Raw genomic sequence first — 25,348 nt, 5'->3', positions numbered from 1 at the left:
TCCCGCTGGGATGCGCAGCAGCCCCAGATTAGGGCCGCTGCGCGCCCCAGCGGGAGCAAGCTCCCTCGCCACAAGAGTGCGAATGCCCCGAAAAGGTGCGTCAGCCCAGCACGCGAATGGGCGCACCGTTCGCCCACGCTTGAATGTCTTCGATCATCTGCGCGTAGAACTGCCGGTAATTCTGTTCGCTCACGTACCCTACATGCGGCGTCGCCAGCACATTCGGCAGGCGGCGGAACGGGTGATCCACCGGCAACGGTTCCTCGGCATACACATCGAGCGCCGCTCCCGCCAGGCGGCCGTTTTCCAATGCCTGCACCAGCGCCGACTCATCCACAATCGGCCCGCGTGCGGTGTTGACCAAGCGCGCGCTGGGTTTCATCCACCCGAGCGCCTCGGCGTCCACCAGCCCACGGCTGCGGTCGCTGAGCACCAGATGAACGGTGAGAATATCGGCCTGTTCAAACAACGCTTGCTTGCTGACCCAGGTCACGCCCGATTCCGCCGCGCGCTGCGGCGTGAGGTTTTCACTCCAGGCAATCACGCGCATGCCGAACACCTGGGCAAACTGCGCGACTTTCTGGCCAATGCTGCCCAGGCCGAGAATCCCCAGGGTCTTGCCATGCAGGTCGCCGCCCAGGCCAACCTGCCAGTGGCCGGCGCGCAAGGAGTTGGCCTCGGCCAGCAGATTGCGGGTGGAGGCCATGATCAGCGCCCAGGTCAATTCCGGCGCGGCGTGTTTATAGCTGTCGGTGCCACAGACTGTGATGCCCAGCGCCTTGGCGGCGGGAATGTCGATGGCCGCGTTGCGCATGCCGCCAGTGACCAGCAATTTAAGCTTGGGCAGGCCTTGCAGCAGGGCCTTGTCGAAGGTGGAGCGTTCGCGCATCACGCAAATCACCTCAAAGCCCTTCAAGCGCTCGATCATCGTGGCGGTATCGGCCGGGTAATCGTGCAGGAAATGCACCTGGCCCACGGCCTCAAGCACTGACCAATCCACCACGCCACTGGCTACACTCTGCCAATCATCAATGACTGCAATCTGTACCGACATTCACGAGTGCCTCGAAAAAGGTTGAATTAAAGGGCGTTCAAACCCTGCAACAGCGCTTTATGAAACTGGGCCGGTTCCTCCATCTGCGGTGCATGCCCCAAGCCCGGGAACTCCACCAGGGTTGCATGGGGAATCAACTTGGCCACTTGCTTGCCCAGCACGGCGTAGTCGCCGAGCTTGGCCTTGACCGCCGCCGGCGCAACGTCCTTGCCGATGGCGGTGTTATCGGATGTGCCGATCAGCAGCAGCGTGGGCATTTGCAAGTTCTTGAACTCGTAGTACACCGGCTGGGTGAAGATCATGTCGTAAATCAACGCCGAGTTCCATGCGACCAGGGTATGCCCCGGGCCGTTGCTCAGGCCGGCGTACATCTCTACCCAACGCTCGTACTCGGGCTTCCAGCGTCCGACGTAGTAGGTGTTGAGTTGGTAGTTGCGAATCCCGTCGGCGGTGACTTTCAGCTCACGTGCATACCATTGGTCGACGGTCAGCGAGGGCACGCCCAGCGCCTTCCAGTCTTCCAGGCCAATCGGGTTGACCATTGCCAACTGTTCGGTCTGCTCGGGGTACATCAGCGCATACCGGGTGGCGAGCATGCCACCGGTGGAATGGCCAACAACGGTGGCCTTGTGAATGCCGAGTGTTTCCAGCAGTTGATGGGTGTTGGTCGCCAACTGCTGGAAACTGTATTGATAATGATCGGGTTTGCTGGAACTGCAGAAACCAATCTGGTCCGGCGCGATGACCCGGTAACCGGCGTCGCTCAAAGCCTTGATCGAGCCTTCCCAGGTGGCGCCGCAGAAGTTCTTGCCGTGCATCAACACCACGCTGCGGCCATTGGCCTGCCCTTTGGCGGGCACGTCCATGTATCCCATCTGCAGGGACTTGCCCTGGGATTGAAAGTCGAAATGCTTGAGTGGGTAGGGGTATTCAAAGCCCTGCAGCTCGGGGCCATAGGTGGCGGCGAAGGCAGGTGCGGTGCTGGCGGCGAGCAGGCCGGTGATGCAAAAAGCGCGGATCAGAGGCATTGGCAAGGCTCCGAGAAGGGTGCTCGGATGCTGTTGCGGGGCGATTAACTGGGGATTAACACCCAGTGCAAGGTCACGGCAGCGAGCACGGCATAACGCAGGCTTTTGGCCAGGGTCACCAACAGCAAAAATCGCCATAACGGCTCGCGCATCACCCCGGCCACCAAGGTCAGCGGGTCGCCAATGATCGGCACCCAACTGAGCAACAACGTCCAATGGCCCCAGCGCTGGTAATGATTGCGAGCCTTGTCCAATTGCTTGTCGCTGACGGGAAACCAGCGTCGCTCCTTGAAGTGCTCGACCCAACGCCCCAGCCACCAGTTCACCACCGAGCCCAGCACATTGCCCAGCGTGGCAACGCCCAGCAGCAGCCACAGGCTGTAATGCCCGCTGAGCAACAGGCCCACCAGCACGGCTTCCGATTGCAGTGGCAGCAGCGTCGCGGCGCCAAAGGCTGCGAAGAATAATCCTAGGTAGCCGGCGATCATTGCGCCGGGTATTGCGCCACCACCACGTCTTTGCCGTCTCGGGTCAGGCCGATGACTTGATAGGCCTCGCTGCGGCCTTCGACTTCCATGCCCGGTGAGCCCATGGGCATGCCCGGTGCGGCGACGCCCAGCAGGTCATCGCGTTTACGCAGGGCCAGCACTTGTTCGGCGGGCACGTGGCCTTCGACAAACTTGCCGTCGATCACGGCGGTGTGACACGAGCCCAGGCGCGGCGCCACGCCCAGGCGTTGTTTGACGGCGCTCATGTCGGCCTCGACATGGTCATTGACCTTGAAGCCATTGCTTTCCAGATGGCTGATCCATTTTTTGCAGCAACCACAGTTGGCGTCGCGGTGCACGTCGATGGGGATCAGGTCGGCGGCCTGGGCCAGGGTGGTGGTGAACAGGGCTGACAGCAGGGCCAGGCGCAATGTGTTTTTCATAGGAACTCGCGTGTAGGAGAAGGCCGTTGGGATGGCGGCGATCATGACGCCGTCATCGCAGGCAAGCCAGCTCCTACCGGTTGGGAATGTTTCCAAATTATACGAAGGGTGGGTTTTCCAAGCGGTGTTTGAGCTGGTCCAGGGCAATGGTCGACAACTCGATCATGCGTTCATGCAGGGTCGCCAGTTGCAGCTCGGTCTCGTAGGTCAGCACCCGCTTGAACAGCGTGCCGCCCTGATGGGGCAGCAGGAAGTAGTGAATGGAGCCATCAACCGCCAGGGAGGTGAATACAGTCTTGAATTCGCGGGGGCGCCGGGCGATCTGCACGCGGTAACTCATGGGCACGCGCACCCCCAGCAAGTCGATGAACTCGGTAAAACGTGCACCGGAAGGCAGTGAACCGGTGGTGCCGGTGTCGGCACTGAGGGACGTGGGATGCCATTCGTGCCAGCGATCCGGTTGGGTCACATAATCGTAAACGGCCTCAATGGGGGCTCGGATAAAGCGTTCCTGACTGATCCGCTCCAAACGGACCGACTGCTCGGCAGCTCGCATGGCACACCTCCTGTGTTGCGACTAGGAGCTGTCAGAATAGTCCCACTCCCGCACATTGCACGGGAGTGTTTCAGCCGTTTATCAGCGCACCTTGAATCGACCCATCAACGCGATCACCCGACCATTCGCCTCCAGCAGGCTTTGGGTATTGGTTTCGGTGGCATGGCCGCTCTGCACCAGCTCCTCGACCATTTGTCGGATCTGCACCATGCTGCGGTTGATCTCCTCGGTCACCGCGCTCTGCTGCTCGGCCGCCGTGGCGATCTGGGTGCTGAGGTTGTTGATATGGCTGACCGAACCGGCCATTTCATCAAGACCGGTGTTTACCCGCGCCGTGGCATCCGCCGCCGACTGGCAACTGGCCTGGGTGTTTTCCATGGCGGCCACGGAGGAACTGACGCCTGCAGTCAGGCGCGTGAGCATGTCGTTGATCTGCGAGGTGCTGGCCTGGGTGCGTGCCGCCAGCGCACGCACTTCATCGGCCACCACCGCAAAGCCCCGGCCTTGCTCGCCGGCGCGCGCGGCTTCAATCGCCGCGTTGAGGGCGAGCAGGTTGGTTTGCCCGGCAATGGCGCCGATCACCCCGAGGGTTTCAGTGATGCGTGCGGCGTCCTGGCGCATGTTCTCCACGCTGTGGGTGGCGCTGGACACTTCGCCGATCAAGGCGCTGACGCTGGTGGATGCCTCACCCACCACCACGCGGGAGCGGTCGGCATGCTCATTGGCGCGCTGGGTGAACGCGGCAGTTTCAGCGGCGTTTTGCGCGACGGTGTCGGCGGTGGAACTCATTTCGGTGATGGCGGTGACCGTCTGATCGGTCTCCGAGGCATGTCGCACCAGGATCTGGTTGGTGTGCGCCGAGGTGCGTTGCAGTTGCTCAAGGCTCGACGACATGGCGCCGGTGGCCTGGGTCACTTCACCGATCATGTTCTGCAGGTAGACGATAAAACGGTTCACTGAGTGGCCAATGGCGCCTAGCTCGTCTTCGGCACGGATGGTGATGCGTCGCGTCAGGTCGGCATCGCCGGCAGACAGCGCGTCGATATTGGCTTTGAGCGATTTCATGCGCTGCACCAGTTGGCGGATCGCATACACCGCGAGCAGCACCAGCAACAACACCATGGGGATTTGCAGCAGGGCCAGGGTGCCGAGTACGTCGTCGCGTTGGGCGGTGATCAGCGAGGTGGGCAGGGCGGTGGCGAGGAACCACGGGGTACCACCGATCGGGCGCATATAAAAGGTACTGGCCACGCCCTGATTGTCGAACTCGCTACGCTGCAGCGCCTGGTCCCGGTTTGCCAGGGCCTTGCTGACCTGGGCGGCAAACGCCGAGGTGCCAGCCAGTTCGCTGATATTTTTCAACACCACCGGGCCGCTGATGCGTGAGCTGTTGCTGATGATCTTGCCGTCGCCCTCGACGATCAGCATTTGCCCGCCGATGTCTTTTTCTTTGCTGGCCACCAGGTCATTGAAAAAACCCAAGGTCACGTCAATCGTGGCGACGCCATAGGGCACGCCGTCACGCTGGATCGCCATGGCGCAATTGGTGCGTGGCTCCTGGCTGGCGTCGTCCTTATAGGCAGCGGCCCAGGCGCATTGCCCACGCGGGGAGGCCAGGCCGCCCTTGTACCAGCTTTGGTCGTAGTAATTGGGCGCAGGGTCACTGTTCCAGAAGGTATTCACAGCCAGTTTTCCCGAGGCATCGCGGTGCCAGAACGTGCTGTGCTTGTTGCGCCCCGGTGTGCGCTGGCTGGGCAGCGGCCAGATCCCGCCGCCGAAGACTTTCAGCTCGCCGTACTGGTCGACCAGGCCAGGCAGGACCTTGTCGATGGCATCGCTGTCGAGCAACGGGATGGTCTGGGTGATGCTGCGTTGCTGGGACTGAACCTTGTTCAGCTCGCCCTGGATCTGTTCCGCCACCTCGGCGATGCGGTTGAGTACCACCTGTTCTTCGGTGTGACGCAGCGTGGGTGCGACCAACTGGCCGATACCCACGACGGTCAACACAAATAACACCAGGACGAACAGCACGAGGAACAGGGTATAGCGGGCTTGGATGGAGCGCAGTGGGGGCATGGGGTCGTCCTTACGAAGCGTTTATGACCGACGCGGCTTTGTTAGAGCTTCGAAGGGCTATCGGCTTGGTGAGGAGGAGCTTTAGGTACGATCGTGCAAGAAAAAGCAACGCCCGTTGAGGGCGCTTCTGGGTTCAGATATCCAGCATGGCCATCACTGCTTCCGGGTAACGCAGGCCGGCGGTTGCCTCGGCAGGGAAGATCGCTTCCAGCGCCGCCAGTTCTGCCGGGCTGAGGCGGATCGCAAGGGCGGCCACGTTCTCTTCCAGGTACTTGCGCTGCTTGGTGCCGGGAATCGGAATGATGAAGTCACCCTGCGCCAGTACCCAGGCCAGCGCGAGTTGCCCAGCGCTCACGCCTTTGTCGGCGGCCAGTGCCTGCACTTGCTTGACCAGTTCCAGGTTCTTGCCGAAGTTTTCGCCCTGGAAGCGCGGGCTGAAGCGACGGTAGTCATCGGCACTGAAGTCATCCGGGCTTTGCAGGGCGCCGGTGAGGAAACCACGCCCCAGCGGGCTATATGGCACAAAGGCAATGCCCAGGCGTTGGCAGGCGGCGAGGCAGCCGTTGTGTTCCTGATCACGGCTCCATAGCGAATATTCGCTTTGCAGGGCGCTGATCGGATGCACCTTGTGGGCACGCTCCAGGGTGGCGGCGGACGCTTCGCTCAGGCCCAGATAACGCACCTTGCCCTGTTGCACCAACTCGGCCATGGCGCCGACGGTTTCTTCGATGGCAACCTCCGGGTCGATGCGGTGCTGGTAGTACAGGTCAAGTGTGTCGACGCCGAGGCGTTGCAGCGTGCCGTCAATCGCCTTGCGAATGTACTCGGGGCGACCGTTGACGCCACGCAACGCCGGGTTGGCCGGGTCGCGCACGATGCCGAATTTGCTGGCCAGGAACACCTGGTCACGTTTACCCGTGATGGCTTTGCCGATCAGTGCTTCATTGGTGTGCGGGCCGTAGATGTCGGCGGTATCCAGAAAGTTGACACCGAGTTCCAGCGCGCGGTGCAGGGTCGCGGTGGCTTCCCGGGTGTCGCTGCCGGGCGTGTAGAAATCGCTCATGCCCATGCAGCCGAGGCCGATGGCGGAGACGAGGGGACCGTTGGTACCGAGTGGACGGGTGTGCATGGGGTCAGCTCCTGGTTGGGAAGGCCTGCATTGTCACGCTCGACAAAATCGGGATAAACCGGCTAAAAGCACTAACACTATTCGGTATTTCTAAATAATCAGCTCAAGGAGCCGGCGCTTGGACCGTTTCAACGCGATGCGCGTGTTCACCCGGATCGTCGAACTGCGGGGCTTTGCCAAGGCCGCCGACAGCCTGCAACTGCCCCGCGCTTCGGTGACGGTGCTGATCAAGCAATTGGAGGCGCACCTCGGTGTGCAGCTGTTACAGCGCACCACGCGGCAGGTCAGCCCGACACTGGATGGCGCCGCGTATTACCAACGCTGTGTGCAATTGCTGTCGGATCTTGAGGAAACTGAAGCGGTGTTTTCTGCCAGTCGGCAGAGCCCACGTGGCACGTTGAGCATTGATATGCCGGCGGGTATTGGCCGGTATCTGGTGATACCCGCACTGCCCACGTTCACTGCCCTGTATCCGCAGATTGAGTTGGAAATCGGCTTGAATGACCGACCCGTTGACCTGATCCGTGAAGGCGTCGATTGTGTGCTGCGCGGTGGCCTGGCCCTGGATGATTCTCTGGTGGCGCGGCCGCTGGCGATGATGGATCAAATCACCCTGGCCAGCCCCGCTTACCTCGACCGCATGGGGGTGCCCGACACGCTCGACGACTTGGCCCACCATCAGATGGTCGAATACGTCTCGGCCGCCAGCGGCAAACGGTTTGGCCTGGAGTTTCTACTCGCCTCCCAGTTGCGTACGCTCAATTTGCCAAAGGTGGTCGCAGTCAACAGCGCCGACGGCTACTTCTGCGCTTGCGAAGCGGGCTATGGGTTGATCCAGGCGCCGTACTATCACGCCAGACAACGACTGGCCCAAGGCACCCTGGTGGAAGTACTGCCCCGGTTTGCCGTGCCGACAATGGCCTTGACGGCGCTGTACCCGCCGCACCGACAACTGTCCCAACGCGTACGGGTGTTTGTGGATTGGCTGGTCGAACTCTGCGCCACGCCCGGCACCGGCTTGCGCCGCTAAGCCTGTGCCTTGCGATAGGCCCCAGGCTGTTGCCCCGTCACCTTGTGAAACGCCCGGGTAAACGCCGCCACCGACTGATAACCCACTGCCAGCGCGACATCTGCCACCGTCTGGTCCTGCTTGAACAATTGGCAGGCATGGCGCATGCGCATCATCAGCAGCACCTGGCCCGGTGACTGTCCACACAGTTCATTGAACCGTTTGAAAAACGCCGAGCGCGACAGCCCGGTGCAGGCGGCCATGCTTTCCAGGGTCCAGGCGTCGGCCGGGTGTGCGATCAACTGTTCCAGCAAACCGGCAAACGCCGGCTGCCGACCCAGCGCCGCGAGACCGCCCAGTTTGCTGTTATCCAGCACCTGTTGACGCAGTACGTACAGAAACAGCAGGTGGCAAAGCCGTTCAAGCAGGGCGGAAGAGGGCGCAGGCAGGCGTTGACATTCTTGCAGGATCAGTTCGAACAGGTTGCGCGCGGCGGTCAGTGAGGGATCGCCTGCCCGCAGGATGATCCACGCGGGCAGGGTGTCGACGATCATCGCCGACAGACCGGACTGGAAGTGAAAGAATCCACACACCAGGCCGACGCCATCGTGGGCGGCGCTGTCCAGGGGCACCATGGGCACGCGCGGGCATTCCTGTGCACCCACCGCCGTGGGCTCGCCGGAGAGGCGATATTCCAGGTCGCGCAAGAGGAACACCGCATCGCCGTTGTCGAGGCGATGAGGTGTGGCGTCGCCGTCGATATGCAGCCAGCACTGGCCCTGCACGATCAGGTGGAAACTCGCGCTCGCCAGGCCGTGGGTGCTCGCATGCCAGTCGCCGCAATAACGACCTACATGGAACAGGCTGGTGTCGAGTTCGAGGCTGTCTAATAACCAATCGACAAGTGCACTGGACGAATTCATCTAATGGAAAGACTCAAGAGCAAGTAATCGCTACTTTAGACTATTGAGGCGATTTTTTATAACCAACAGACTGGATACACGAACCCATCAGGAGACTGCTCCATGTCCCGTGTACCCTTGCTCACCCCTGAAACCGCGCCGGAAGCGGCCAAGCCTTTGCTGGAAAATGCGTTGAAAGGCTCGGGTTTCATTCCCAATCTGCTCGCGGTGCTGGCCAATGCGCCGGCCGCGCTGGAAACTTACATCACCGTCTCCGCGTTGAACGCCAAATCCGAACTCGGCCTGGCCGACCGCGAGGTGGTGCAACTGATTGCCGCCACCACCCACGGCTGCGATTTCTGCGTGGCCGGCCATACCGCCGTGGCGCGTAACAAAGCCAAGTTGCCGGAAACGGTCATCGAAGCCCTGCGTCAACGCGGCGAGTTGCCCAATGCCCGCTATGAAGCCCTGGCTGCCTTCACCCGCGAAGTGATCGCCACCCGGGGTGATGTGAGCGATGCGGGCTATGACGCATTCCGCGCCGCCGGTTACACCGAAGGCCAGGCCCTGGAAGTGATTCTGGGCGTCAGCCTGGCAACCTTGTGCAACTTCGCTAACGTGTTTGCTCGTACTCCACTGAACCCGGAGCTGACGCAATACCGTTGGGAAAAACCCGCAAGTTGAAGTTGGCCCACCTGCTGTAAAGGAGAAACAGGAATGCTTGACCCCATCTTGAGCCGTTGGCTCGACATCCAGGCGCAAGCCTTGGACGTGGGCAGTTGCGATCCACAGGAAGTGCTGCCACGGCTGGCAGAGGCCAACGTATTACGCATCGGCGTGCCGACTCATCTGGGCGGCCTGGGCGGTGATGTGGCGGGCGCCGTGGAGGCCATCGCCAACGTTGCCAGCCATTCCCTGGCGGCGGCATTCGTGTGCTGGGGCCAGCGCTCGTTTATCGAGTATCTGCTGCAGAGTCCCAATGCGCGGCTGCGCGAACAGTTGCTGCCCGATTTGCTCAGCGGCAAGCTGGCGGGGGCGACGGGGCTGTCCAACGCGATGAAGTTCTTGTCGGGCATCGAGACCCTGCAGATCAGCGCCGAACCGTCCAACGATGGCTGGACCCTCAACGGCTGCCTGCACTGGGTGACCAACCTGCGCAGGAACGGTTTCGTGGCGGCGGCGGCCATTGAGCACGCTGGCGGTGGTGCGCCGTTTATCCTGGCGATTCCGGACTCGGTGGCAGGTTTGCAGCGTTCTCGCGACCTGGAGCTGCTCGGCTTGCAGTCAAGCAACACGGCGGCCCTGGATCTGGAACGCGTGGAGCTGAGTCGCGATTGGCTGCTGCATGAAGACGCACGCACATTCCTGCCGGCGGTGCGCCCGGCGTTCCTGGGCCTGCAGTGCGGGATGTCCATCGGGTTGGCACGTCGCTCCCTGGCGGAAGTCGCCAACCACCTGGGCGCGACCCGCACGGTACTGCGTGAAGAACTGGAAACCCTGCGCGTGACCCTGGATCACTGGGTCAGCGACTTGAAAAGCGGTCTGCTCGCCGGGCGTTTTGCCGCCGAACCGGTGCCGTTGTTCAAACTGCGCATTGCCCTGGCAGAGACCGCCGCCAGCGCCGTGCAACTGGAGTTGCAGGCCAGCGGCGGCAAGGCTTATCTCACCGCCCACGGCAGTGGTTTTGCGCGACGTTGGCGTGAGTCGGCGTTTGTGCCGATCGTGACCCCGAGCCTGGTGCAATTGCGTACTGAACTGCAGCGTCAGGCCAACCTATGACAAGTGCCGTACTGAGCGCTCAGGGGATCTGCCTGGGCTATGCCAGCGGGCCGGTGTTGCAGCACTTCGACCTGCACTTGCAGCCCGGTGAAGTGGTGTCGATCCTGGGTCCCAGTGGCGTGGGCAAGTCCAGCCTGTTGCGCGTCCTCGCCGGTTTGCAGGCACCGCAGGGCGGCAGTGTGTGCGTGCTGGGCGAGCCGTTGAACGGTCCTCATCCACGCGTGGCGGTAGCCTTCCAGGACCCGAGCCTGCTGCCCTGGCTGAACCTGGAAAAGAACGTTGCCTTCGGCCTGGATTTCGCCCGGCAACCCCATCTGAGCGCTGACGAGCGCCGCCAGCGCGTCGACCATGCCATTGCCGCCGTCGGCCTGGAGCATGCGCGGCAGCATTTTCCGGCGCAGTTGTCCGGCGGCATGGCCCAGCGCACGGCGTTGGCCCGCTGCCTGGCACGCCAGCCTCAGGTGCTGTTGCTGGATGAACCCTTCGGCGCCCTGGACGAAGTGACCCGCGCCGACATGCAACACCTGCTGCTCAAGGTCAACCGCGAGCAAGGCTCGGCAGCGGTGCTGATCACCCATGACATTGACGAAGCGCTGTTGCTGTCCGACCGCATCCTGCTACTGGGCAACCGCCCGGCGCGGACGTTGGGCGAATGGCTGATCGACCTGCCGCAACCCCGCGAAGAACAGGTGGAAGCCATCGGCGCGCTGCGTATCGAGATCCTTAAAACCCTACGGCAGGCGAGCCGCCCTCAAACCAACCCCCTTGATCTGCTGGAGCCTGCCCATGTGCCTGGATGACCTGACCCATTCGCGCCGCGACTTTCTCAAACTTTCCGCCGTACTCAGCGCCGCCGGTGCCTTGCCCCTGCTCAGCAGCTTGCAAGCCCGCGCCGCCAGCGAGCCTGATGCGCCGGCACGCATCGGCTACCTGCCGATCACCGACGCCACGCCGCTGCTGGTGGCGCACAACAATGGACTGTTCGAAGCCGAAGGCATCAAGGCCGAACGCCCGGTGCTGCTGCGCAGTTGGGCGCAGGTGATCGAGGCGTTCATCTCGGGCCAGGTCAATGTGATTCACCTGCTGTCGCCCATGACTGTATGGGCACGTTACGGCAGCAAGGTGCCGGCCAAGGTGGTGGCGTGGAACCATGTGGGCGGCTCCGGCCTGACCGTGGCGCCGGGCATCACTGACGTGAAGCAACTCGGCGGCAAGTCAGTGGCGATTCCGTTCTGGTACTCGATCCATAACGTGGTGGTGCAGCAACTGTTCCGTGACAACGGCCTCACGCCAGTGGCACGCGCGGCGGGCGGTGCGATTGCGGCCAATGAGGTCAACCTGATCGTGTTGCCGCCTTCGGACATGCCACCGGCCCTGGCCAGCCAGCGCATCCACGGTTATATCGTCGCTGAGCCGTTCAACGCCCTGGCGGAAAACCTCAAGGTCGGCCGCGTGCAGCGTTTTACCGGCGACGTGTGGCGCAACCATGCGTGCTGCGTGGTGTTCATGCATGAGCACGACCTGACCAATCGCCCCGAGTGGTCGCAGAAGGTGGTGAACGCCATCGTCAAGGCGCAGGTCTGGACCCGCGACAACCGCGAAGAAGCGGTGAAGCTGCTGTCCAAGGACGGCCCGAACCGCTACACCCCGCATGCCGAGCCGGTATTGAGCAAGGTGCTGGCGCCGGCTGCCGCCGACCGTGCCGCCTACCTGGCAGACGGTGCGATCCAACACGGGAATTGGGATGAACACCGTATCGACTTCCAGCCGTATCCATTCCCCAGCTACACCGAGGAGCTGGTGCGGCGCCTGAAAGACACCTTGATCGAGGGCGACAAGAAATTCCTCGCTGGCCTCGACCCGGCGTTCGTCGCCAAGGACCTGGTGGACGACCGCTTCGTGCGCAATGCCATCGAGGCCGTGGGCGGCATGAGGACCTTTGGCTTGCCGGACGGCTATGAGCGGCATGAGGAGATCGGCGTTTGAACAACCGTGAAATCCCGGGCTGGTTGCTCGGGTTGAGTGGCTTGGCGGGGTTGCTGTTGCTCTGGTGGCTGGGGGTGAAGGTGTTTGGCGCGACGGATGGATTGTCCGCGCGTTTTTCCCTGGCCGCCACCTTCAGTAGCCTATGGGAATTGCTGGGGCGCGGTGAGCTGTATCTGCATATTGCGGTGAGCCTGAAGCGCATTTTTGTCGGGTTGTTCCTGGCGTTGTTGGTAGGCGTTCCGTTGGGGCTGCTGGTGGGCCGTTCGCGCAAGCTGGAAGCGGCGACCACGCCGGCCTTTCAGTTCCTGCGCATGATCTCGCCGCTGTCGTGGATGCCCATCGTGGTGATGCTGATGGGGGTAGGGGATCAGCCGATCTATTTCCTGCTGGCGTTTGCCGCCGTGTGGCCGATCATGCTCAACACCGCTGCCGGCGTGCGGCAGTTGGACCCGCGCTGGCTGCAGCTGAGCAGCAGCCTGAGTGCGACGCGCTGGGAGACCTTGCGCCGGGTGATCATTCCCGGCGTGGTCGGGCATGTGCTGACCGGCGTGCGTTTGGCCATCGGCATCTTGTGGATCGTGCTGGTGCCGTGCGAAATGCTCGGGGTCAGTGCCGGGCTGGGCTATTACATCCTCGACACCCGTGATCGGCTGGCTTACTCGGAGCTGATGGCGATGGTGCTGCTGATCGGCTTGCTGGGTTTTGCGCTGGATGCTTTGGCACGCTGGCTGCACCAGCGTTGGGTGCACAGCGCGTAAAGTTTCCAGCGACCGGAGCCGAGAAAACACCGCCTCGGCTCCGGTCTGCCTCGTTTAAACTTTTACATCGATCTGCAGATCTCCCGCAGTGTCAGCCGATGCCGTTTTGGGCAAGCTTCCCTTACGCGCTACACTTTCGGCAATACCCGATTTTTGATACACCGCAATACCGATGCCTCCCGTTAATTCCGCGATACCCGGGACGCCATCGGCGGTATTCATATGAGCTCGGCCTACCCAAACGACCGATTTGCCTCCCAGTTCCTTTTTCATGACTTGCCTGGCACCGTAATAATTCATCTCCTCCAGACGCTGTTTGGACAATGCTTTGAAGGCATCCGAGGATTTTGGCAACGTATCCAATTTGGCAAAATAACTTGGGTTGTCTGAGTGGCGAGTCAAATAACGATGTTCGAGTGGCATGAGTTCTATACCAAACTCCTCGGCCGCTTTTTTTAATTCTTCATAAAGTGTATCTCCGCCGGACCTCTTTTTAATATTGTATGCGAGCGTCGCATCTGCGATATCGCCATACGCATCGAGCGTGGCAGTTTCCAAGTAAATCGCGTTGACGCCCGAGTCCTTGAAGGTTTTCATGTTGTTACGCATCAGCATCAGGCTTGCGACTTCTCTATGGTCTTCGCCAAACACCAGCACATCGGTTTTAGTCAGTGCGTCGGCAATCATTTCGTTAGGGCGTGTTGATGCGGTGATATCAGGCATCACGGGGCGTGGGGGCATGCCTCCCGCAGCCATATCTTTATAGAAACCGTTCATTTCCAGAGTGAATTTCTCTCGGGTGAAGGGCAGTCTGTCGGCCGCGAAGTGATCGCGTATCAGGGCTCCATTGGTGCTGGTGCTGGTCGCGTACTCATCTGAGGGCAACGGTTCTCGAGGGCGGGTATCCGGTTGGTTGGGACGAGAAGGCCTGTTTATCGGATTGTAGCGTGAGCCGTGACGCGTTCGGGGGGACGGCGGCATCAGCACATCCCGGGGGGTAAAATCTTCTAGGGGGGGGCCGTAAGGTTGCTGCTTGCCTGAATCGAAGGCGAACCATTTGCCCTCATGCTGCACCGCACTGCCTTCCAGGCGCCGTCCTCCCTGGTTGATGATGCCGGTTGCGGCCGCGTCAAATCGGTAACTCGCGTCAACCAGGTCACTGCCATGGGCCATGCCGCGCAGGCGTTGAACGCCTTCACCGACAGCGCTGGCACCGGCCAACGTCAGTTTGCCGGCACCTATCGCCAGATCGCCTACACCGCTCAAAGGATTAAGCGCACTCAACGTATTGGCCCCGATTATTCGGGTTGCGCGAAGTACTGAGGCCAAGGCGGAGCCGCCCTTGCTTGCACCGCTCACCACTTTTGCCACCGTGCCCACGCCTGCGGTAACCAGCCCGAATACATCGAACGCCAAGTCCGTGATGCCGTCTTTATAGTTGCCTTTCTGGAAGTTGACGATGGCGGACCTGAAAGGGATGAGGTCAAGTAAAAAATCGCCAATTGAATTAAGGGTGTCAGTGCGCTTTTCCGATGCTGTTCTGCCTGCGGCCTGGCGTTTGACGGCGTCGCTGTCGATCTCCAGCCCTTTGACGACCGTTGCGGCGATGTCCTGAATCCGTGAGTTGCGGAAGTGGTTGGGTGGCCTGTGGCTTTGCTTTCGAGCTACTGTCACGTAACGGTTGGCAGTGTCGGGGTAGTACTCCTCGAACCTTACGACTTCTGGGCCTCTGACATCATTTTTGGGTTCAGTGCTGGCTTGATCCTCTGGAATCCTCTGGAGGGTGCCTTTCTCGGTATCGAAGGCATAAGACTGAATTTTGCCCTCTCGCTTGGCTTCCACTCTTATCGTTTTACTCGTATGGAACAAACGATCGGAAACGAATGGAATGCTTGATTTCATGTAACTCTTTTCCGTGAAAAACCTGAGCTCGCCAAAATTTAATGGGTCTCGATCCTCGAAAGGTGCATGCGTGATCGCATTCATTATCAGGTTCTTCTTGATGTCCTTGTAGTGTTTTGTCACGTTGTCAAAGGCGTTGTCGAACGCAGTTGGAATATTGAATTCGTTGCTGTGGGTAAATGCAGTGAATGCTTCAAGATCAAGGGTGCTTGTTCCAAACACCTGCCAACTGTCGTGGAGTTTTAGCCCCTGCATGGTGACGTCCAGCATTGAGTAAGGATCGCTGAAACGCATGCCTCTGGTTTCGGGGCCATAGTTGATGCGTAGTATTTTTTGTTCAAAGTCGATGCCGTCACCCCATTTTTTTTTCAACAAGTCCAGCGCCATTGCTTTTCGATCGGGCATCGGGATGTCGAGTAGTTCGGAGGCTGCTTTCACGTCACTGTGTTGCTGGTTGAACACGGAGCGGGCGTGTTCGATCACATCAGCGGTGTATTCCTCATCTTCGTATTTATCGAATACTTGATTGGCAACGGCCCAGTCGATCAATACCGCTTTTTGGGTCGATTCACTGGCCGGCAATTTGGTTTCGGCATCCCGCATGACTTCACCAAAACTCATCGAGGCGGTCTTGCCTGGGCTGTCGGCTTCTACCCTGGCCACTGCCAGGCACAGATTCGCCCACGCCTGGGTGCCGATATTGACCCCTTCGGGAATGTCCTTGACCAAAAACTGCGGTGCGACCCGCGCCAGCAGCAAGCGTGCTCCCAACTCGGGTACCGAGGTGCGACTACGCAGGTGCTCCGCAAGCGCGCTCACCACGTCTGCGGGCGCCCTGTTCCAGTAGATGTCGGCAGCGAGATTGAAGCCCGCGACATGGTTGCGCACCGGACGGTCAATGGACTCGGGGTCAAGGCCCAGATGGATGGCCGCCAAAATACCATCGTTGGCGCTGCGGTCCGTGGGAATACTTGCGAGAGTGCTCTGGATCGCTTCGCCCAGCGCCTGCGACCTGTTCGAGTCGAGCAGTTTTTCCAAGGCCTTTGCCGGGTCTTGCATGTCTGTTGTCGAAAGTCGCACCGCACCGCCCAGGTAGTCCAACGCGCCCCAGCGAGGATTTATCAGCGGCAAGCCCTGCAAGTTGGCGCTGTTGCTGCTAACGACGTCGAGCACTTTGCGCTGGTTTACTTCGCTGAGGGGGTTGGCCCAGGACAACGCCCCTGCAAAGTTGCCTAAGGGGTGCGTCAGCGTGTGGTCGATGAGTGCTCCCGCCAAGTCCTGCAACTCAATCGCCGTAGTTGGCATGTAAGTGCCCTTGGACTGGATGAACACTTCAAGGCTGACGCTGGGTTGCATCAGGTTCTGATCGCGGCGAAACGATGAGTTGGGATCGATCGCCACGCGGTTTTCCTTCAGGGCGGCAATCACATCTGTCGGCCCAGCGTTCGCAGGGAGTTTATCGAAGGCTGCAAGAAGTGCCTGGGCCAGTTTCTGCAGGTCGCTCCGGTCCGCCAGGGAGACTCTCAGCGCTTGCCGCCCGTTTGGCAGCGCGGCCTCAGGCTCCGATGGGGATGCGGGTGCTGGTTGAGGTTCAAGAGGTTGCTCGGAGTTGCTCAGGCGTACGGAGAGTGGAGCGTACGTGGAAGGCTGCTGGCTATTGAACGAAATCAAGATTTTCACCTCTCTGAAATGCACATGAGAGCGCAGGCTAAGCGCACTGTTGGGTGTGCGATTCAGAGGCAGCTGTTCCTATCGGGAAGCCCACGAAGTGTGAGCGAAGAATTCAGTGTCGGAAGGCAATTTCGTCAGGATAGCGAAAACGGTAAACGTTCCTTGGGGGCGGGAGGATCAATCTGGCGCGGGGCAAGCCAAAGAATTTAATCCCCTGTAACATGTTGTGCTTCCGACGTCCGTCCATTCCGTTCACTGAATCAGTGCGGGGCAGGTTCGGCGATACACCGCAGTTGCATTTATCAGTTTCAGGAACCCGTCATGACACAAAAGCAGCGTTTGAAATATTCGATTCTGATTGCCCTGGCCGTACTGGCGACGATGTTTGGCCTGTCCTATTTGCAGAACACCGGGGTTATCAGTGAGAAGACATTCCAGACCATCGCCATTGCCGTCGCCGTGGTTGTGGTGGTGATCAACGGCATCATGCGCCGCAAGGTCAAGCTTTAAGGGCGATCAAGCGCGACCTTCGAGCACCTTGGCAGCCTCTTCATGGAGGCTGTAGCTTTTATCCGCATTGAGGGTGATCACGCCCTCGCTACACAGGCGCTTGAGCACCTCGCGCACGCTGAGAAACGACAACGGAATGCCCAGCTCCAGCAGATGGCTGTGCACACCGCGTACCCCGAGGGTGCGCTGGTTGTCGGCGGCGGTGAGCAGGGCGTCGATGACCTTTAGCCGGATCAGGCTGGTGCGCAAGCCAAAACACTTGAGCAGGTGGCGGATACGCTGGTTGCCTTGCTGTTCGGGTGCTTTACCGAACGCTGGTGTGCCGTTGCCGAAACTGGCCTCGGCAGCCGGTGAATGTCCATCCGTGGGCACTTGCGGGTTGTACATGCAAAAACTCCTTATCAGAGCCTGATCAGGAAAAAATGAGCGCTCTTGGTTAATAAGACGAACGAGCGAGCGAAATCATGAAGTCCCGGATGTAGAAATTTCGTCGGTATCGGTTTTGTCACATCCGCGCCGCCTTAAATAAACGGGCCCTCGCGCTAAATTATTCCCGGTTGTTTGCGTTCTTACGGTGGGGTTATTACCCCTTGTGAGGCGGTTAAATCTGACGGTGGAGTCTGCGTGATTATTTCCAATGGGTTGTCCAGGGTATGTGTGGCGGGCGTGTTGCTGGGGTTGAGCCTGGCGGCCTCGGCGCGGGAGCAGGTGACGCAAGCGTCGGCGGATATCCGTCGTACCAATTACGGCGTGCCGCACATCCGTGCCAACGATGAGCGTGGCCTTGGCTTCGGCATCGGTTACGCCTACGCCCAGGACAACCTGTGCCTGCTGGCCAATGAAGTGGTCACCGTGAATGGCGAGCGCGCCAAGTTCTTCGGCCCCGAGCAGGCGACCCTGGAAGAGCGCAACAACCTGGCCAGTGATGTGTTTTTCACGTGGCTGAATACGCCGGAATCGGTCGCAGCCTTCTGGAAAGCGCAGAGCCCGCAGATCCAGCAGCGTATCGAAGGTTACGTGGCCGGCTACAACCGTTACCTGAAAGAGCAGGGCGCTCCGGCGCAGTGCCAGGCGGCGTGGGTGCGGCCACTGGTGGCTGAAGACTTGGTCAAGCTGACCCGTAGGTTATTGGTGGAAGGCGGTGTCGGCCAATTCGCTGAAGCTTTGGTCGGTGCGACGCCGCCCCAAGCCACAGCCAGTGTAACGACCGACTCGAAAGCCTTTGAATTGGCCGCCGCCAATCAGCAGCGCTTCGCCTTCGATCGTGGCAGTAACGCCGTGGCGGTGGGCCGTGATCGCTCGTTCAACGGACGCGGCATGTTGCTGGCCAACCCGCATTTCCCGTGGGGCGGTGGTATGCGTTTTTATGAAATGCACCTGACCATCCCCGGTCAACTGGATGTCATGGGCGCTGCGTTGCCGGGCTTGCCGGTGATCAATATCGGCTTCAACCAGCATGTTGCGTGGACCCACACCGTGGACACGTCCAAGCACTTCACCCTGTATCGCCTGACCCTGGACCCGAAGGATTCCACGCGCTATCTGCTCGATGGCAAATCCGTCGCCCTGGATAAAACCACGGTGACGGTGCAGGTCAAACAAGCCGATGGCAGTCTCAAGGGCCAGTCGCACACCGTGTATAGCTCGCAATTCGGCCCGGTGGTGCAATGGCCGGGCAAGCTCGACTGGGACAGCCATTACGCCTTCAGCCTGCGTGACGCCAATCTGGGCAACGACCGCGTGCTGCAACAGTGGTACGCGATGAACCGCGCGGGCAGCCTCGACCAACTGAAAACCTCGGTGCACACCCTGCAAGGTATCCCGTGGGTCAACACCCTGGCCGCCGATGACCAGGGGCAGAGCCTGTATATGAACCAGTCGGTGGTGCCCAATGTCAGCGCGGCCAAACTCGCACAATGCAGCGACCCGCGCGCCGGGCTGCAGATGATCATGCTCGACGGTGCCCACAGCGCCTGCGCCTGGGACGTCGACCCGCGCGCCGCCCAGGCCGGCATCTTCCCGGCCTACCAACTGCCGCAACTGCAACGCACTGACTACGTGCTGCACTCCAACGACTCGGCCTGGCTGGCCAACCCCAAGGCACCGCTCACCGGTTTCTCCCCGGTCATCAGCCAGGACCACATCGGCCTTGGCCCACGTGCGCGCTTTGCCCTGCAACGCCTGCAATTCCTGGACAAACCGATCAGCGTCACCGACCTGCAAAACATGGTGATGGACAACGAGGTGTACCTGGCCGGCCAAGTCATGCCCGACCTGCTCGCATTCTGCGCCAAACACCTCGGCGCCGACGCCACTGCGCTGCAACCCCTGTGCACCGACCTGAAAAACTGGGACCAGCGCGCCAACCTCGACAGTGGCATCGGCTTGGTGCATTTCATCAACCTGGTGCAACACCTGCAGCAAATCCCCGACGCCTGGCGCGTCGCCTTCGACCCGGCCCAGCCACTCACCACACCACGCGGCCTGGCCATCGACCGCACCGATGTCGCCAAAGCCCTGCGCGAAGCCATGCTGGCGTCCACCGCCGACGTCGCCAAACTCGGCCTCACCGGCAACAGCACCTGGGGCGACCTCCAAGTCTCCGGCCAAACCCCGATCCACGGTGGCCCGCAAGAACTGGGAATCTACAACGCCATGCAAACCGTGCCCCGCGCCGACGGCAAGCGCGAAGTGGTCAGCGGCACCAGCTACCTGCAAATCGTCACCTTCGACGACCAGGGGCCCCATGCCCAAGGCGTACTCGCGTTCTCCGAGTCCAGCAACCCAGCGTCCAAACACGCCAAGGACCAGACCCAAGCCTTCTCCCAGAAAAAGCTCAGCCCGTTGCCCTTCACCGAAGCGCAAATCAAGGCCGACCCGCACTACCAGCAACTGCACATCAAGGAGTAGGGCAGGTGCGCAACCCCTTGATGCCAATACGAAATATTTTTGAAATCAAGGGGTTGCACGCTTTGGCAAATACGTACATAATGGCGCCCATCGAACGCAACGAAGCATTAAAAACTTCAATGTATTCAATGAGTTAGAGTAGAGACAGGGTTTTATAGCCCACTCAAGTTTTTATGCGGTGAGTGTCAGCAGTCAGGACATTGATCGTTTGAGGCCGAGTAGCAAAATGGTTATGCAGCGGATTGCAAATCCGCCTACGCCGGTTCGATTCCGACCTCGGCCTCCACTCTTAGAAACCCCGTAGATTAGCGTCTACGGGGTTTTTTATTGCCTGCGATTTGATGATCGCTTCCGCAATCCTGCCTTTTTTCGGGAAATTTAAGACACCGTTGTGGGTATGCCTTTCCTCGATTGGACGTGGGATTGTGCTAAAGGCTAAGGAGCCTGAGCGTCCACTAACGGCCAAAGCGGTACCTTCAGGATCAGGTATTAGCTACCATTTGGGGCGTGATCGACTCAATTTAGGCGCTCTCAAACGCTCTTCTCAGTTGCTTGAGCTCTTTGCGGTTATCAGACTGGGTGCGAATTGACTTGCCTGGGATGATTTCTTTGTCATAGCGGTCGAACACACAGCCCATCATATGGGTTGGTTTCGGTGGTGCCTGGCCCATTCGACCTTGGCTTGGTCCAGGTCGCAGCCCAACGGAATTTCCTTCCGCTTACCGTCCGCAGTCCTGCCGTCGTAGTAATACGAAGTCCAGGTCGTTCCATTCTTATCCTAGCGGATGCGCCGTATCATCCTGGGCGGTAGATATCGATTGGTTGTGCTTTTCTGGCGCTTATGTCAGCTCACATTCGAAAGGTCGAGCGTCCAGGTTTCGGCTACTGCGTTAGACGCCGAAAGCTTTACGCCTGCAAGTTTTAGTCGCGCGTATACCCGGCCCACGATTGGGCGCCGGTTAGAACAAGCTCCCATCGGTTTTCAGTTAGCCATGGGATCTGTTTGGAGGGCAGTAGATAGCCGGTGATAGCTGTCAACTCTTCCTAGGCGAGGGTTTCGCGTTGTATTTCCTTGAGGTAGTCCTCACCGCACTGGCGGCTGAAGGTAGGCCGCCTGGCATCGGCTGGCGTGAAGTGGATTTGTGGGCTATTGCTTGATTGCCCGGCATGCAGCCGGATCAAAAAGGAGTTGGGGAAATGGCCACCGATCGTGAAATCGCTTTGGAGCAGGGCCTTATAGCGGTGTTGGGCGCGGCCCAGGAGCTTAACTTGGACCTAGTAAAGATCAGCCAGAAGGCTAAATCCCTGATCATCGATAACTCAAAGTATCGTCAAGCAGAGCATCCGCACATCACGAATGCATGGCACGCAGTTGAAGCGGCTATCGTTTCCGTAAGAGCTAAAGCCTAGCTCGCTGCATCCCCGTTACTGACGGCTGGCAAACCGTCCGGTTTTGGGATAGCACGAGTGAGCGGTATGGGGCCAGATTAAGGAACGAGACGATGACGGAAGATGGGTTTGTAAGGCGAGTTTTTGAAATAGCAGGGTTCATGGGCCTGGCTATAGAGGCTCGAACGCCAGGTCCCAGTATCTGCTTCAACGAGACCAGCAAAAAATGGCTCGATAAAGAACGAATTCGCCGCCTTTTTCCTGCCGCCTTGAATCCAAAACTTACAGACCGTGAGATCAACCAGTTAATTGATTCTGTGGCTCCGGGAAGGCCATGCACGCACGTTAAAATGAGGAAAATATTGCGTAGAATTCACTTAGAGCCAGAATTCTAGTGCCTTAGCCTTTGGGTTGATCAGCCAAACATGTTTCGGCTTTCCCCAGTGTTCAGGTAGTGAAAGTCTTGGATCGCCATCTGCTGATCTACCGTGAACATCGGGTTGCATTCTGTGCAGTGGGCGGCGACCCGAACCGCGTGAAAACTCAGCCCATTCAGGTCATAGTCCCGGAGGCATGACGGGCAGGTGACTGCCAGCTCGGAATCTGGGCAGTAATTCTCGGCGTCGTTCTTGTCGCTGTGGGCCTGCGCACAAGCCGGGCATATCCAGCACTCAGATACCGGTGGCCGGCAGCACTGTTTGGCATCGTTCTTCCAGGCGTGCAGCTCGTTGCAATTGCCGCACTCCCATTTAACGACGACTTCGGCACGTTTTCTCACGGGGGATCTCCAAGGGGGGCATCTTCGTGCGGCTGAGGTGATATCGTTGATTTTTTTGCACCCGATTAAAGTTGCCTAAGGAGCTTTAGATGTCAGTTGACTACAGCAAAGGTCGGTACAAGATTGTTTGGGAAAGTGGCACGCTGGTTGGCACCATTGAGCGTGAAAGCGTAGTCCGCCTGAATGGCGAGGTTGTGTTCACCTTCGATGACGATTCCTGTTTCTATGACAAAAAAGGCGATTTAGTTGGTCGGGTTGGCAATGGGGTATTCCGATCGCTGAGTGGTAAGCACGAATATCGCGTTGAACCGCTGTAGCCTCGGCGTTCCTCCCCACGATACGGAGTCTTGGAGTTGGCAATATGCGTTGCGTTGGGGTATCAAGTCTTCCTGGCATCTGGCCGGTTAGGGGAAAGTAAAAATGTCAAACCAAGCACAAATTGATGCCATTGAGCACCTGCTACTGGCAGTGCTGAAGCAGTCCGGAGTTACGTTTTCCGACGTCGCAATTGAAGAAGCGCTTGCGTCTCTGATGAGAGCTGATGCGCCAGGTGGGCTTGAGCGGCGAGGAGCAGCCGCTGATTACCTGATGGAGTTGAGATTACGGCTGGGTTAGGCGCCGTCCTCCATGACCGGTGGTGGCCACTTCAGGAGTAGTGATGTTTGATAGAACTGCTGATCTATGAATCAGGGAGTAACAGGGTATGGATCAGGCTTCGGTTGATGATCTTTATGAAAAGGGCTTTCTTTCACCAGCGATTGAAAAAGTGAGAGAAAGCTATAAGTCGACCTACCGAAAGTCATTTGAAGAAGCAGAAACTGCCTCTGGTGTCGCTCAGCTATTAGTCATGGGCGCTGGGGCCGACCGATACATCCCCCATCAGATGGCTTCACTTGTTTTTTTTCATAAGCTGGTCAGGAGCTGTCAGGCGGCAATACTGCTATGTGAAAGAGGGCTCATTGTTGATGCCCAAACTCTTTGCCGTTCAGCGGTTGAGGCTTTGTTCCATGCTGTAGCTCTGATCAATGATCCGTCCGTGTTTGTTCGTATGTGTAGAGCTGGAGATATTGAAGACCGAAAACAAGCTAAGGCGATGATCAAATCGCTAGCTGAGCTAGGACTATCTGAAAAAAACATTCAGGACTTGAACGAAGTGATCAGTCGTGCCGAAGGTGAAGGTGCAGGTTTTTCGACATTTGAGGCCGCCCAAGTCGCGGGCCTGATACCTCTCTACGAAACTATGTATCGCGGTCTTTCATCAGTGGCGAGTCATGCCACTTTTAGATCAATGGACTCGTCTCTCTTGGTCAGGGACGGAGAGCCTGTGCTCATTACGGGCCCTACCGATTATCATCTGGAATTTACTCTTGGAATTTTGAAGACCTGTTTGGACATTTCAAGTAATAGGTTGCGAGATAGTTTTGTTTTTGAGGAATGACGCCTGCCTATCTACTATTTCCAGGAGCGATAATTTCGTCGCACGGGTCTTGATGGATGGCGAGAAGGCTTTTGTTGCGAAGTTCCCGCGCCACGCTTTGCGATATCTCGATTTCGTGGCGCGGCGGATTCAATAGCGACTGACACTTCGCGGAACCCAGCGCATGCAGATGATGAATCATCAGCGTCATCGCCTCGCCCTGCTTAGTAATGCCTGACCATTCCATAAGGTCGGCAAGTTCCTGGTGGGTGCCGGGGCGAACCTTGAGCCTCAGTTCCTCTTCGGCAAGTGCCACCCGCTTCCTGCCAATCCGCCTACGCCGTTTCGATTCCGACCTCAGCCTCCACTCTTGAAAACCCCATAGATTAACGTCTACGGGTTTTTTTATTGTCTGTGGTAAGACGGATTCACCAAATCGGTTCTTGAGTCGGATAGTTACTCAGGTTGAGGCCGTCCAAACAATCGACCCGCTACCTGTCGACCTCGCTCAAGGCCTTCTGCCGTTAACCAAATCGATTTGTTCTTGTTGACTGGATTACTGATGAAACCATGCTCATGTAATCGATTCATGATCTCGAAATCAAACCCTTTCCAGGTATTCCCGTCGTCCGAACTGAAGGCCGCCAACAAGGCGAGTACAGTGTCTTCAATCAGTTTTTCGTCGTATTCCATTATCGCTGCTCCACATTATGTGAATGCTGATTCATATTCCTTATCTGTAAACTAGCGCGTTTAAGGGACCCCAGATCGGACGATCAGTAGGTCTTTGACCTCGCCTGCATAGGCTGCCATTTTCTCCTGCTGCGCCGTCAGTAACGCGCATATTTTCATAAGGGCTACCGCTTCAGATGGCGTCCTGCCGCTGCTTGCCATAGCCGTTAGCTCCACCACCGACCACCCAATCACCGCCGCCGCATCTTCCAGGTCGTAGAACAGTTCCTGCTGCGCCGTCCTGGGCCCGTCGAGGCCTTTTATCAACTCATTCATTTATTCTGCCTTCCGCTGCAGCTCAAGCCCCATCACATCCATCCCGATTTCAGCCAGGTCCGTCTTGAACGGAATTTCTCCGATCCACTTGAACCCAAACGCTTCATAAAACCGTCGTGCATCGGGATTGGACTTGAGCACCGTCAGCCACAGCGAGCGCTCGCCACGCTCTACGGCCTGGTCGCAAATGAACTGCATAAATTGCTTGCCATACCCGCGCCCGGCGGCGGATTTGAGAAAGTAGATCTTGCGCAGTTCTGCGCCAACTTCACCCGTTATGGGCGCCGGCGCCGACCAGTTGACCTTTGCCAGGCCGACGACTTGCTCGTTGTCATCTGACGCGAGCAGCCATAGAGGGTTGTCGGATGTTTCTAGTGATTGGCGCAAGGCGTCGTGGGAAAAGTCCCGATCCAGGAACGCCTGCAAGCCAGCAGGCGACCAAATCTGCGCAAAGTGTTCTTGATAAGTGGTGCAGCCGACTTCGCGCAAGGCGTCAAGGTCGGCTGGGGTCGCTTGATGAATACGGAGCATGGTTCCCTCGTGTCTGGCGGCGCT

Annotated in this window: 27 protein-coding genes, 1 tRNA gene and 1 pseudogene; 13 read left to right on the top strand and 16 right to left on the bottom strand. The window is 58.9% G+C overall.

Features of this window, described 5'->3' with window-relative positions; translation table 11 throughout:
• Positions 1–100: 100 nt before the first annotated feature.
• The 7 genes from HX793_RS10885 to HX793_RS10855 all read right to left on the bottom strand — a co-directional run bounded on the left by HX793_RS10885 (position 101) and on the right by HX793_RS10855 (position 6,774).
• Positions 101–1,054, bottom strand: a complete 954-nt coding sequence (locus tag HX793_RS10885; RefSeq protein ID WP_177060358.1) for a D-2-hydroxyacid dehydrogenase family protein — start codon at positions 1,052–1,054, stop codon at positions 101–103.
• A gap of 26 nt (positions 1,055–1,080) precedes the next feature.
• The gene (locus HX793_RS10880) at positions 1,081–2,082 is read right to left on the bottom strand and encodes an alpha/beta fold hydrolase (protein ID WP_177096098.1); all 1,002 of its coding nucleotides are present in this window, start codon (positions 2,080–2,082) and stop codon (positions 1,081–1,083) included.
• A gap of 44 nt (positions 2,083–2,126) precedes the next feature.
• Positions 2,127–2,570, bottom strand: a complete 444-nt coding sequence (locus HX793_RS10875; RefSeq protein WP_177049844.1) for a YqaA family protein — start codon at positions 2,568–2,570, stop codon at positions 2,127–2,129.
• Entirely contained in the window at positions 2,567–3,013 is a 447-nt protein-coding gene (locus HX793_RS10870; protein ID WP_177049843.1) for a DUF411 domain-containing protein, read from the bottom strand. Before HX793_RS10870 ends, HX793_RS10875 begins: the two co-directional genes overlap by 4 nt.
• A 97-nt stretch (positions 3,014–3,110) precedes the next feature.
• Positions 3,111–3,569 (bottom strand): SRPBCC family protein, encoded by a 459-nt coding sequence (locus HX793_RS10865; RefSeq protein ID WP_177049842.1) that lies wholly within the window; start codon positions 3,567–3,569, stop codon positions 3,111–3,113.
• Between the two features lie 81 nt (positions 3,570–3,650).
• Positions 3,651–5,645, bottom strand: coding sequence for a methyl-accepting chemotaxis protein (locus HX793_RS10860; RefSeq protein ID WP_177096097.1), 1,995 nt, complete (start codon positions 5,643–5,645; stop codon positions 3,651–3,653).
• 133 nt (positions 5,646–5,778) lie between these two features.
• Positions 5,779–6,774 (bottom strand): aldo/keto reductase, encoded by a 996-nt coding sequence (locus HX793_RS10855; protein WP_177096094.1) that lies wholly within the window; start codon positions 6,772–6,774, stop codon positions 5,779–5,781.
• Positions 6,775–6,892: 118 nt separating this feature from the next.
• On the opposite strand from HX793_RS10855, the gene HX793_RS10850 reads away from it, so the two are divergent.
• A complete protein-coding gene (locus tag HX793_RS10850) occupies positions 6,893–7,804 on the top strand; it encodes a LysR family transcriptional regulator (protein ID WP_122814602.1) in 912 nt (303 codons plus the stop codon).
• Here the strand turns inward: HX793_RS10850 and HX793_RS10845 are convergent.
• Positions 7,801–8,706, bottom strand: coding sequence for an AraC family transcriptional regulator (locus HX793_RS10845; protein WP_177060354.1), 906 nt, complete (start codon positions 8,704–8,706; stop codon positions 7,801–7,803). The two genes, HX793_RS10850 and HX793_RS10845, sit on opposite strands and share 4 nt — an antisense overlap.
• 102 nt (positions 8,707–8,808) lie before the next feature.
• Here HX793_RS10845 and HX793_RS10840 point away from each other — a divergent pair, with 102 nt between their 5' ends.
• The 5 genes from HX793_RS10840 to HX793_RS10820 are packed head-to-tail and all read left to right on the top strand — an operon-like array spanning position 8,809 to position 13,208.
• Positions 8,809–9,369 (top strand): carboxymuconolactone decarboxylase family protein, encoded by a 561-nt coding sequence (locus HX793_RS10840; protein ID WP_177060352.1) that lies wholly within the window; start codon positions 8,809–8,811, stop codon positions 9,367–9,369.
• 33 nt (positions 9,370–9,402) lie between these two features.
• Positions 9,403–10,464, top strand: a complete 1,062-nt coding sequence (locus tag HX793_RS10835) for an acyl-CoA dehydrogenase family protein (RefSeq protein WP_177096092.1) — start codon at positions 9,403–9,405, stop codon at positions 10,462–10,464.
• A complete protein-coding gene (locus tag HX793_RS10830; protein ID WP_177049832.1) occupies positions 10,461–11,264 on the top strand; it encodes an ABC transporter ATP-binding protein in 804 nt (267 codons plus the stop codon). The genes HX793_RS10835 and HX793_RS10830 overlap by 4 nt, the downstream gene beginning before the upstream one ends.
• Positions 11,251–12,450, top strand: coding sequence for an ABC transporter substrate-binding protein (locus HX793_RS10825; RefSeq protein WP_177096090.1), 1,200 nt, complete (start codon positions 11,251–11,253; stop codon positions 12,448–12,450). Before HX793_RS10830 ends, HX793_RS10825 begins: the two co-directional genes overlap by 14 nt.
• The gene (locus HX793_RS10820) at positions 12,447–13,208 is read left to right on the top strand and encodes an ABC transporter permease (RefSeq protein WP_177049828.1); all 762 of its coding nucleotides are present in this window, start codon (positions 12,447–12,449) and stop codon (positions 13,206–13,208) included. The genes HX793_RS10825 and HX793_RS10820 overlap by 4 nt, the downstream gene beginning before the upstream one ends.
• 54 nt (positions 13,209–13,262) lie before the next feature.
• On the opposite strand, the gene HX793_RS10815 is transcribed toward HX793_RS10820, so the two are convergent.
• Positions 13,263–16,781 (bottom strand): membrane-targeted effector domain-containing toxin, encoded by a 3,519-nt coding sequence (locus tag HX793_RS10815; protein ID WP_177096088.1) that lies wholly within the window; start codon positions 16,779–16,781, stop codon positions 13,263–13,265.
• A gap of 321 nt (positions 16,782–17,102) precedes the next feature.
• Here HX793_RS10815 and HX793_RS10810 point away from each other — a divergent pair, with 321 nt between their 5' ends.
• Positions 17,103–17,291 carry a hypothetical protein gene (locus HX793_RS10810; protein ID WP_010210250.1) on the top strand — a complete coding sequence of 63 codons (189 nt, stop codon included), beginning with the start codon at positions 17,103–17,105 and terminating at the stop codon, positions 17,289–17,291.
• A gap of 6 nt (positions 17,292–17,297) precedes the next feature.
• On the opposite strand, the gene HX793_RS10805 is transcribed toward HX793_RS10810, so the two are convergent.
• The gene (locus tag HX793_RS10805) at positions 17,298–17,678 is read right to left on the bottom strand and encodes a fe2+ zn2+ uptake regulation protein (protein ID WP_177049825.1); all 381 of its coding nucleotides are present in this window, start codon (positions 17,676–17,678) and stop codon (positions 17,298–17,300) included.
• Between the two features lie 237 nt (positions 17,679–17,915).
• On the opposite strand from HX793_RS10805, the gene pvdQ reads away from it, so the two are divergent.
• Both pvdQ and HX793_RS10795 read left to right on the top strand, forming a co-directional pair.
• The gene (gene pvdQ / locus HX793_RS10800; RefSeq protein ID WP_177096086.1) at positions 17,916–20,201 is read left to right on the top strand and encodes a bifunctional acylase PvdQ; all 2,286 of its coding nucleotides are present in this window, start codon (positions 17,916–17,918) and stop codon (positions 20,199–20,201) included.
• Positions 20,202–20,413: 212 nt separating this feature from the next.
• Positions 20,414–20,487, top strand: a tRNA-Cys gene (locus tag HX793_RS10795).
• 558 nt (positions 20,488–21,045) lie between these two features.
• On the opposite strand, the pseudogene HX793_RS10790 reads toward HX793_RS10795, so the two are convergent.
• Positions 21,046–21,239: pseudogene (locus HX793_RS10790) on the bottom strand (DUF4224 domain-containing protein).
• A 159-nt stretch (positions 21,240–21,398) separates the two neighbouring features.
• Between HX793_RS10790 and HX793_RS10785 the strand changes: the two are divergent.
• Positions 21,399–21,611 (top strand): hypothetical protein, encoded by a 213-nt coding sequence (locus tag HX793_RS10785; protein ID WP_177096084.1) that lies wholly within the window; start codon positions 21,399–21,401, stop codon positions 21,609–21,611.
• A 394-nt stretch (positions 21,612–22,005) separates the two neighbouring features.
• On the opposite strand, the gene HX793_RS10780 is transcribed toward HX793_RS10785, so the two are convergent.
• The gene (locus tag HX793_RS10780; protein WP_177096083.1) at positions 22,006–22,368 is read right to left on the bottom strand and encodes a hypothetical protein; all 363 of its coding nucleotides are present in this window, start codon (positions 22,366–22,368) and stop codon (positions 22,006–22,008) included.
• Positions 22,369–22,457: 89 nt separating this feature from the next.
• Between HX793_RS10780 and HX793_RS10775 the strand changes: the two genes are divergently transcribed.
• The 3 genes from HX793_RS10775 to HX793_RS10765 all read left to right on the top strand — a co-directional run bounded on the left by HX793_RS10775 (position 22,458) and on the right by HX793_RS10765 (position 23,806).
• Positions 22,458–22,685, top strand: a complete 228-nt coding sequence (locus tag HX793_RS10775; RefSeq protein WP_177061892.1) for a hypothetical protein — start codon at positions 22,458–22,460, stop codon at positions 22,683–22,685.
• Positions 22,686–22,788: 103 nt separating this feature from the next.
• On the top strand, positions 22,789–22,983 hold the full coding sequence (locus HX793_RS10770) for a hypothetical protein (protein ID WP_177096081.1): 195 nt from the start codon (positions 22,789–22,791) through the stop codon (positions 22,981–22,983).
• 88 nt (positions 22,984–23,071) lie between these two features.
• Positions 23,072–23,806, top strand: a complete 735-nt coding sequence (locus HX793_RS10765) for a DUF5677 domain-containing protein (RefSeq protein ID WP_177061888.1) — start codon at positions 23,072–23,074, stop codon at positions 23,804–23,806.
• A gap of 7 nt (positions 23,807–23,813) precedes the next feature.
• Here the strand turns inward: HX793_RS10765 and HX793_RS10760 are convergent, their stop codons facing one another.
• The 4 genes from HX793_RS10760 to HX793_RS10745 all read right to left on the bottom strand — a co-directional run bounded on the left by HX793_RS10760 (position 23,814) and on the right by HX793_RS10745 (position 25,324).
• Positions 23,814–24,101 (bottom strand): hypothetical protein, encoded by a 288-nt coding sequence (locus tag HX793_RS10760; RefSeq protein WP_308936653.1) that lies wholly within the window; start codon positions 24,099–24,101, stop codon positions 23,814–23,816.
• Positions 24,102–24,241: 140 nt separating this feature from the next.
• Positions 24,242–24,478, bottom strand: a complete 237-nt coding sequence (locus HX793_RS10755; RefSeq protein WP_177061886.1) for a DUF6429 family protein — start codon at positions 24,476–24,478, stop codon at positions 24,242–24,244.
• A 60-nt stretch (positions 24,479–24,538) separates the two neighbouring features.
• Positions 24,539–24,793, bottom strand: coding sequence for a hypothetical protein (locus tag HX793_RS10750; RefSeq protein ID WP_177096079.1), 255 nt, complete (start codon positions 24,791–24,793; stop codon positions 24,539–24,541).
• The gene (locus tag HX793_RS10745; RefSeq protein WP_177096077.1) at positions 24,794–25,324 is read right to left on the bottom strand and encodes a GNAT family N-acetyltransferase; all 531 of its coding nucleotides are present in this window, start codon (positions 25,322–25,324) and stop codon (positions 24,794–24,796) included.
• Positions 25,325–25,348 lie beyond the last annotated feature (24 nt).

Source organism: Pseudomonas reactans (assembly GCF_013387025.1).
Lineage (GTDB): Bacteria > Pseudomonadota > Gammaproteobacteria > Pseudomonadales > Pseudomonadaceae > Aquipseudomonas > Aquipseudomonas reactans.
The sequence above is the reverse complement of the archived record's forward strand: the minus strand, read 5'-3'. Positions and strand labels throughout refer to the sequence as shown.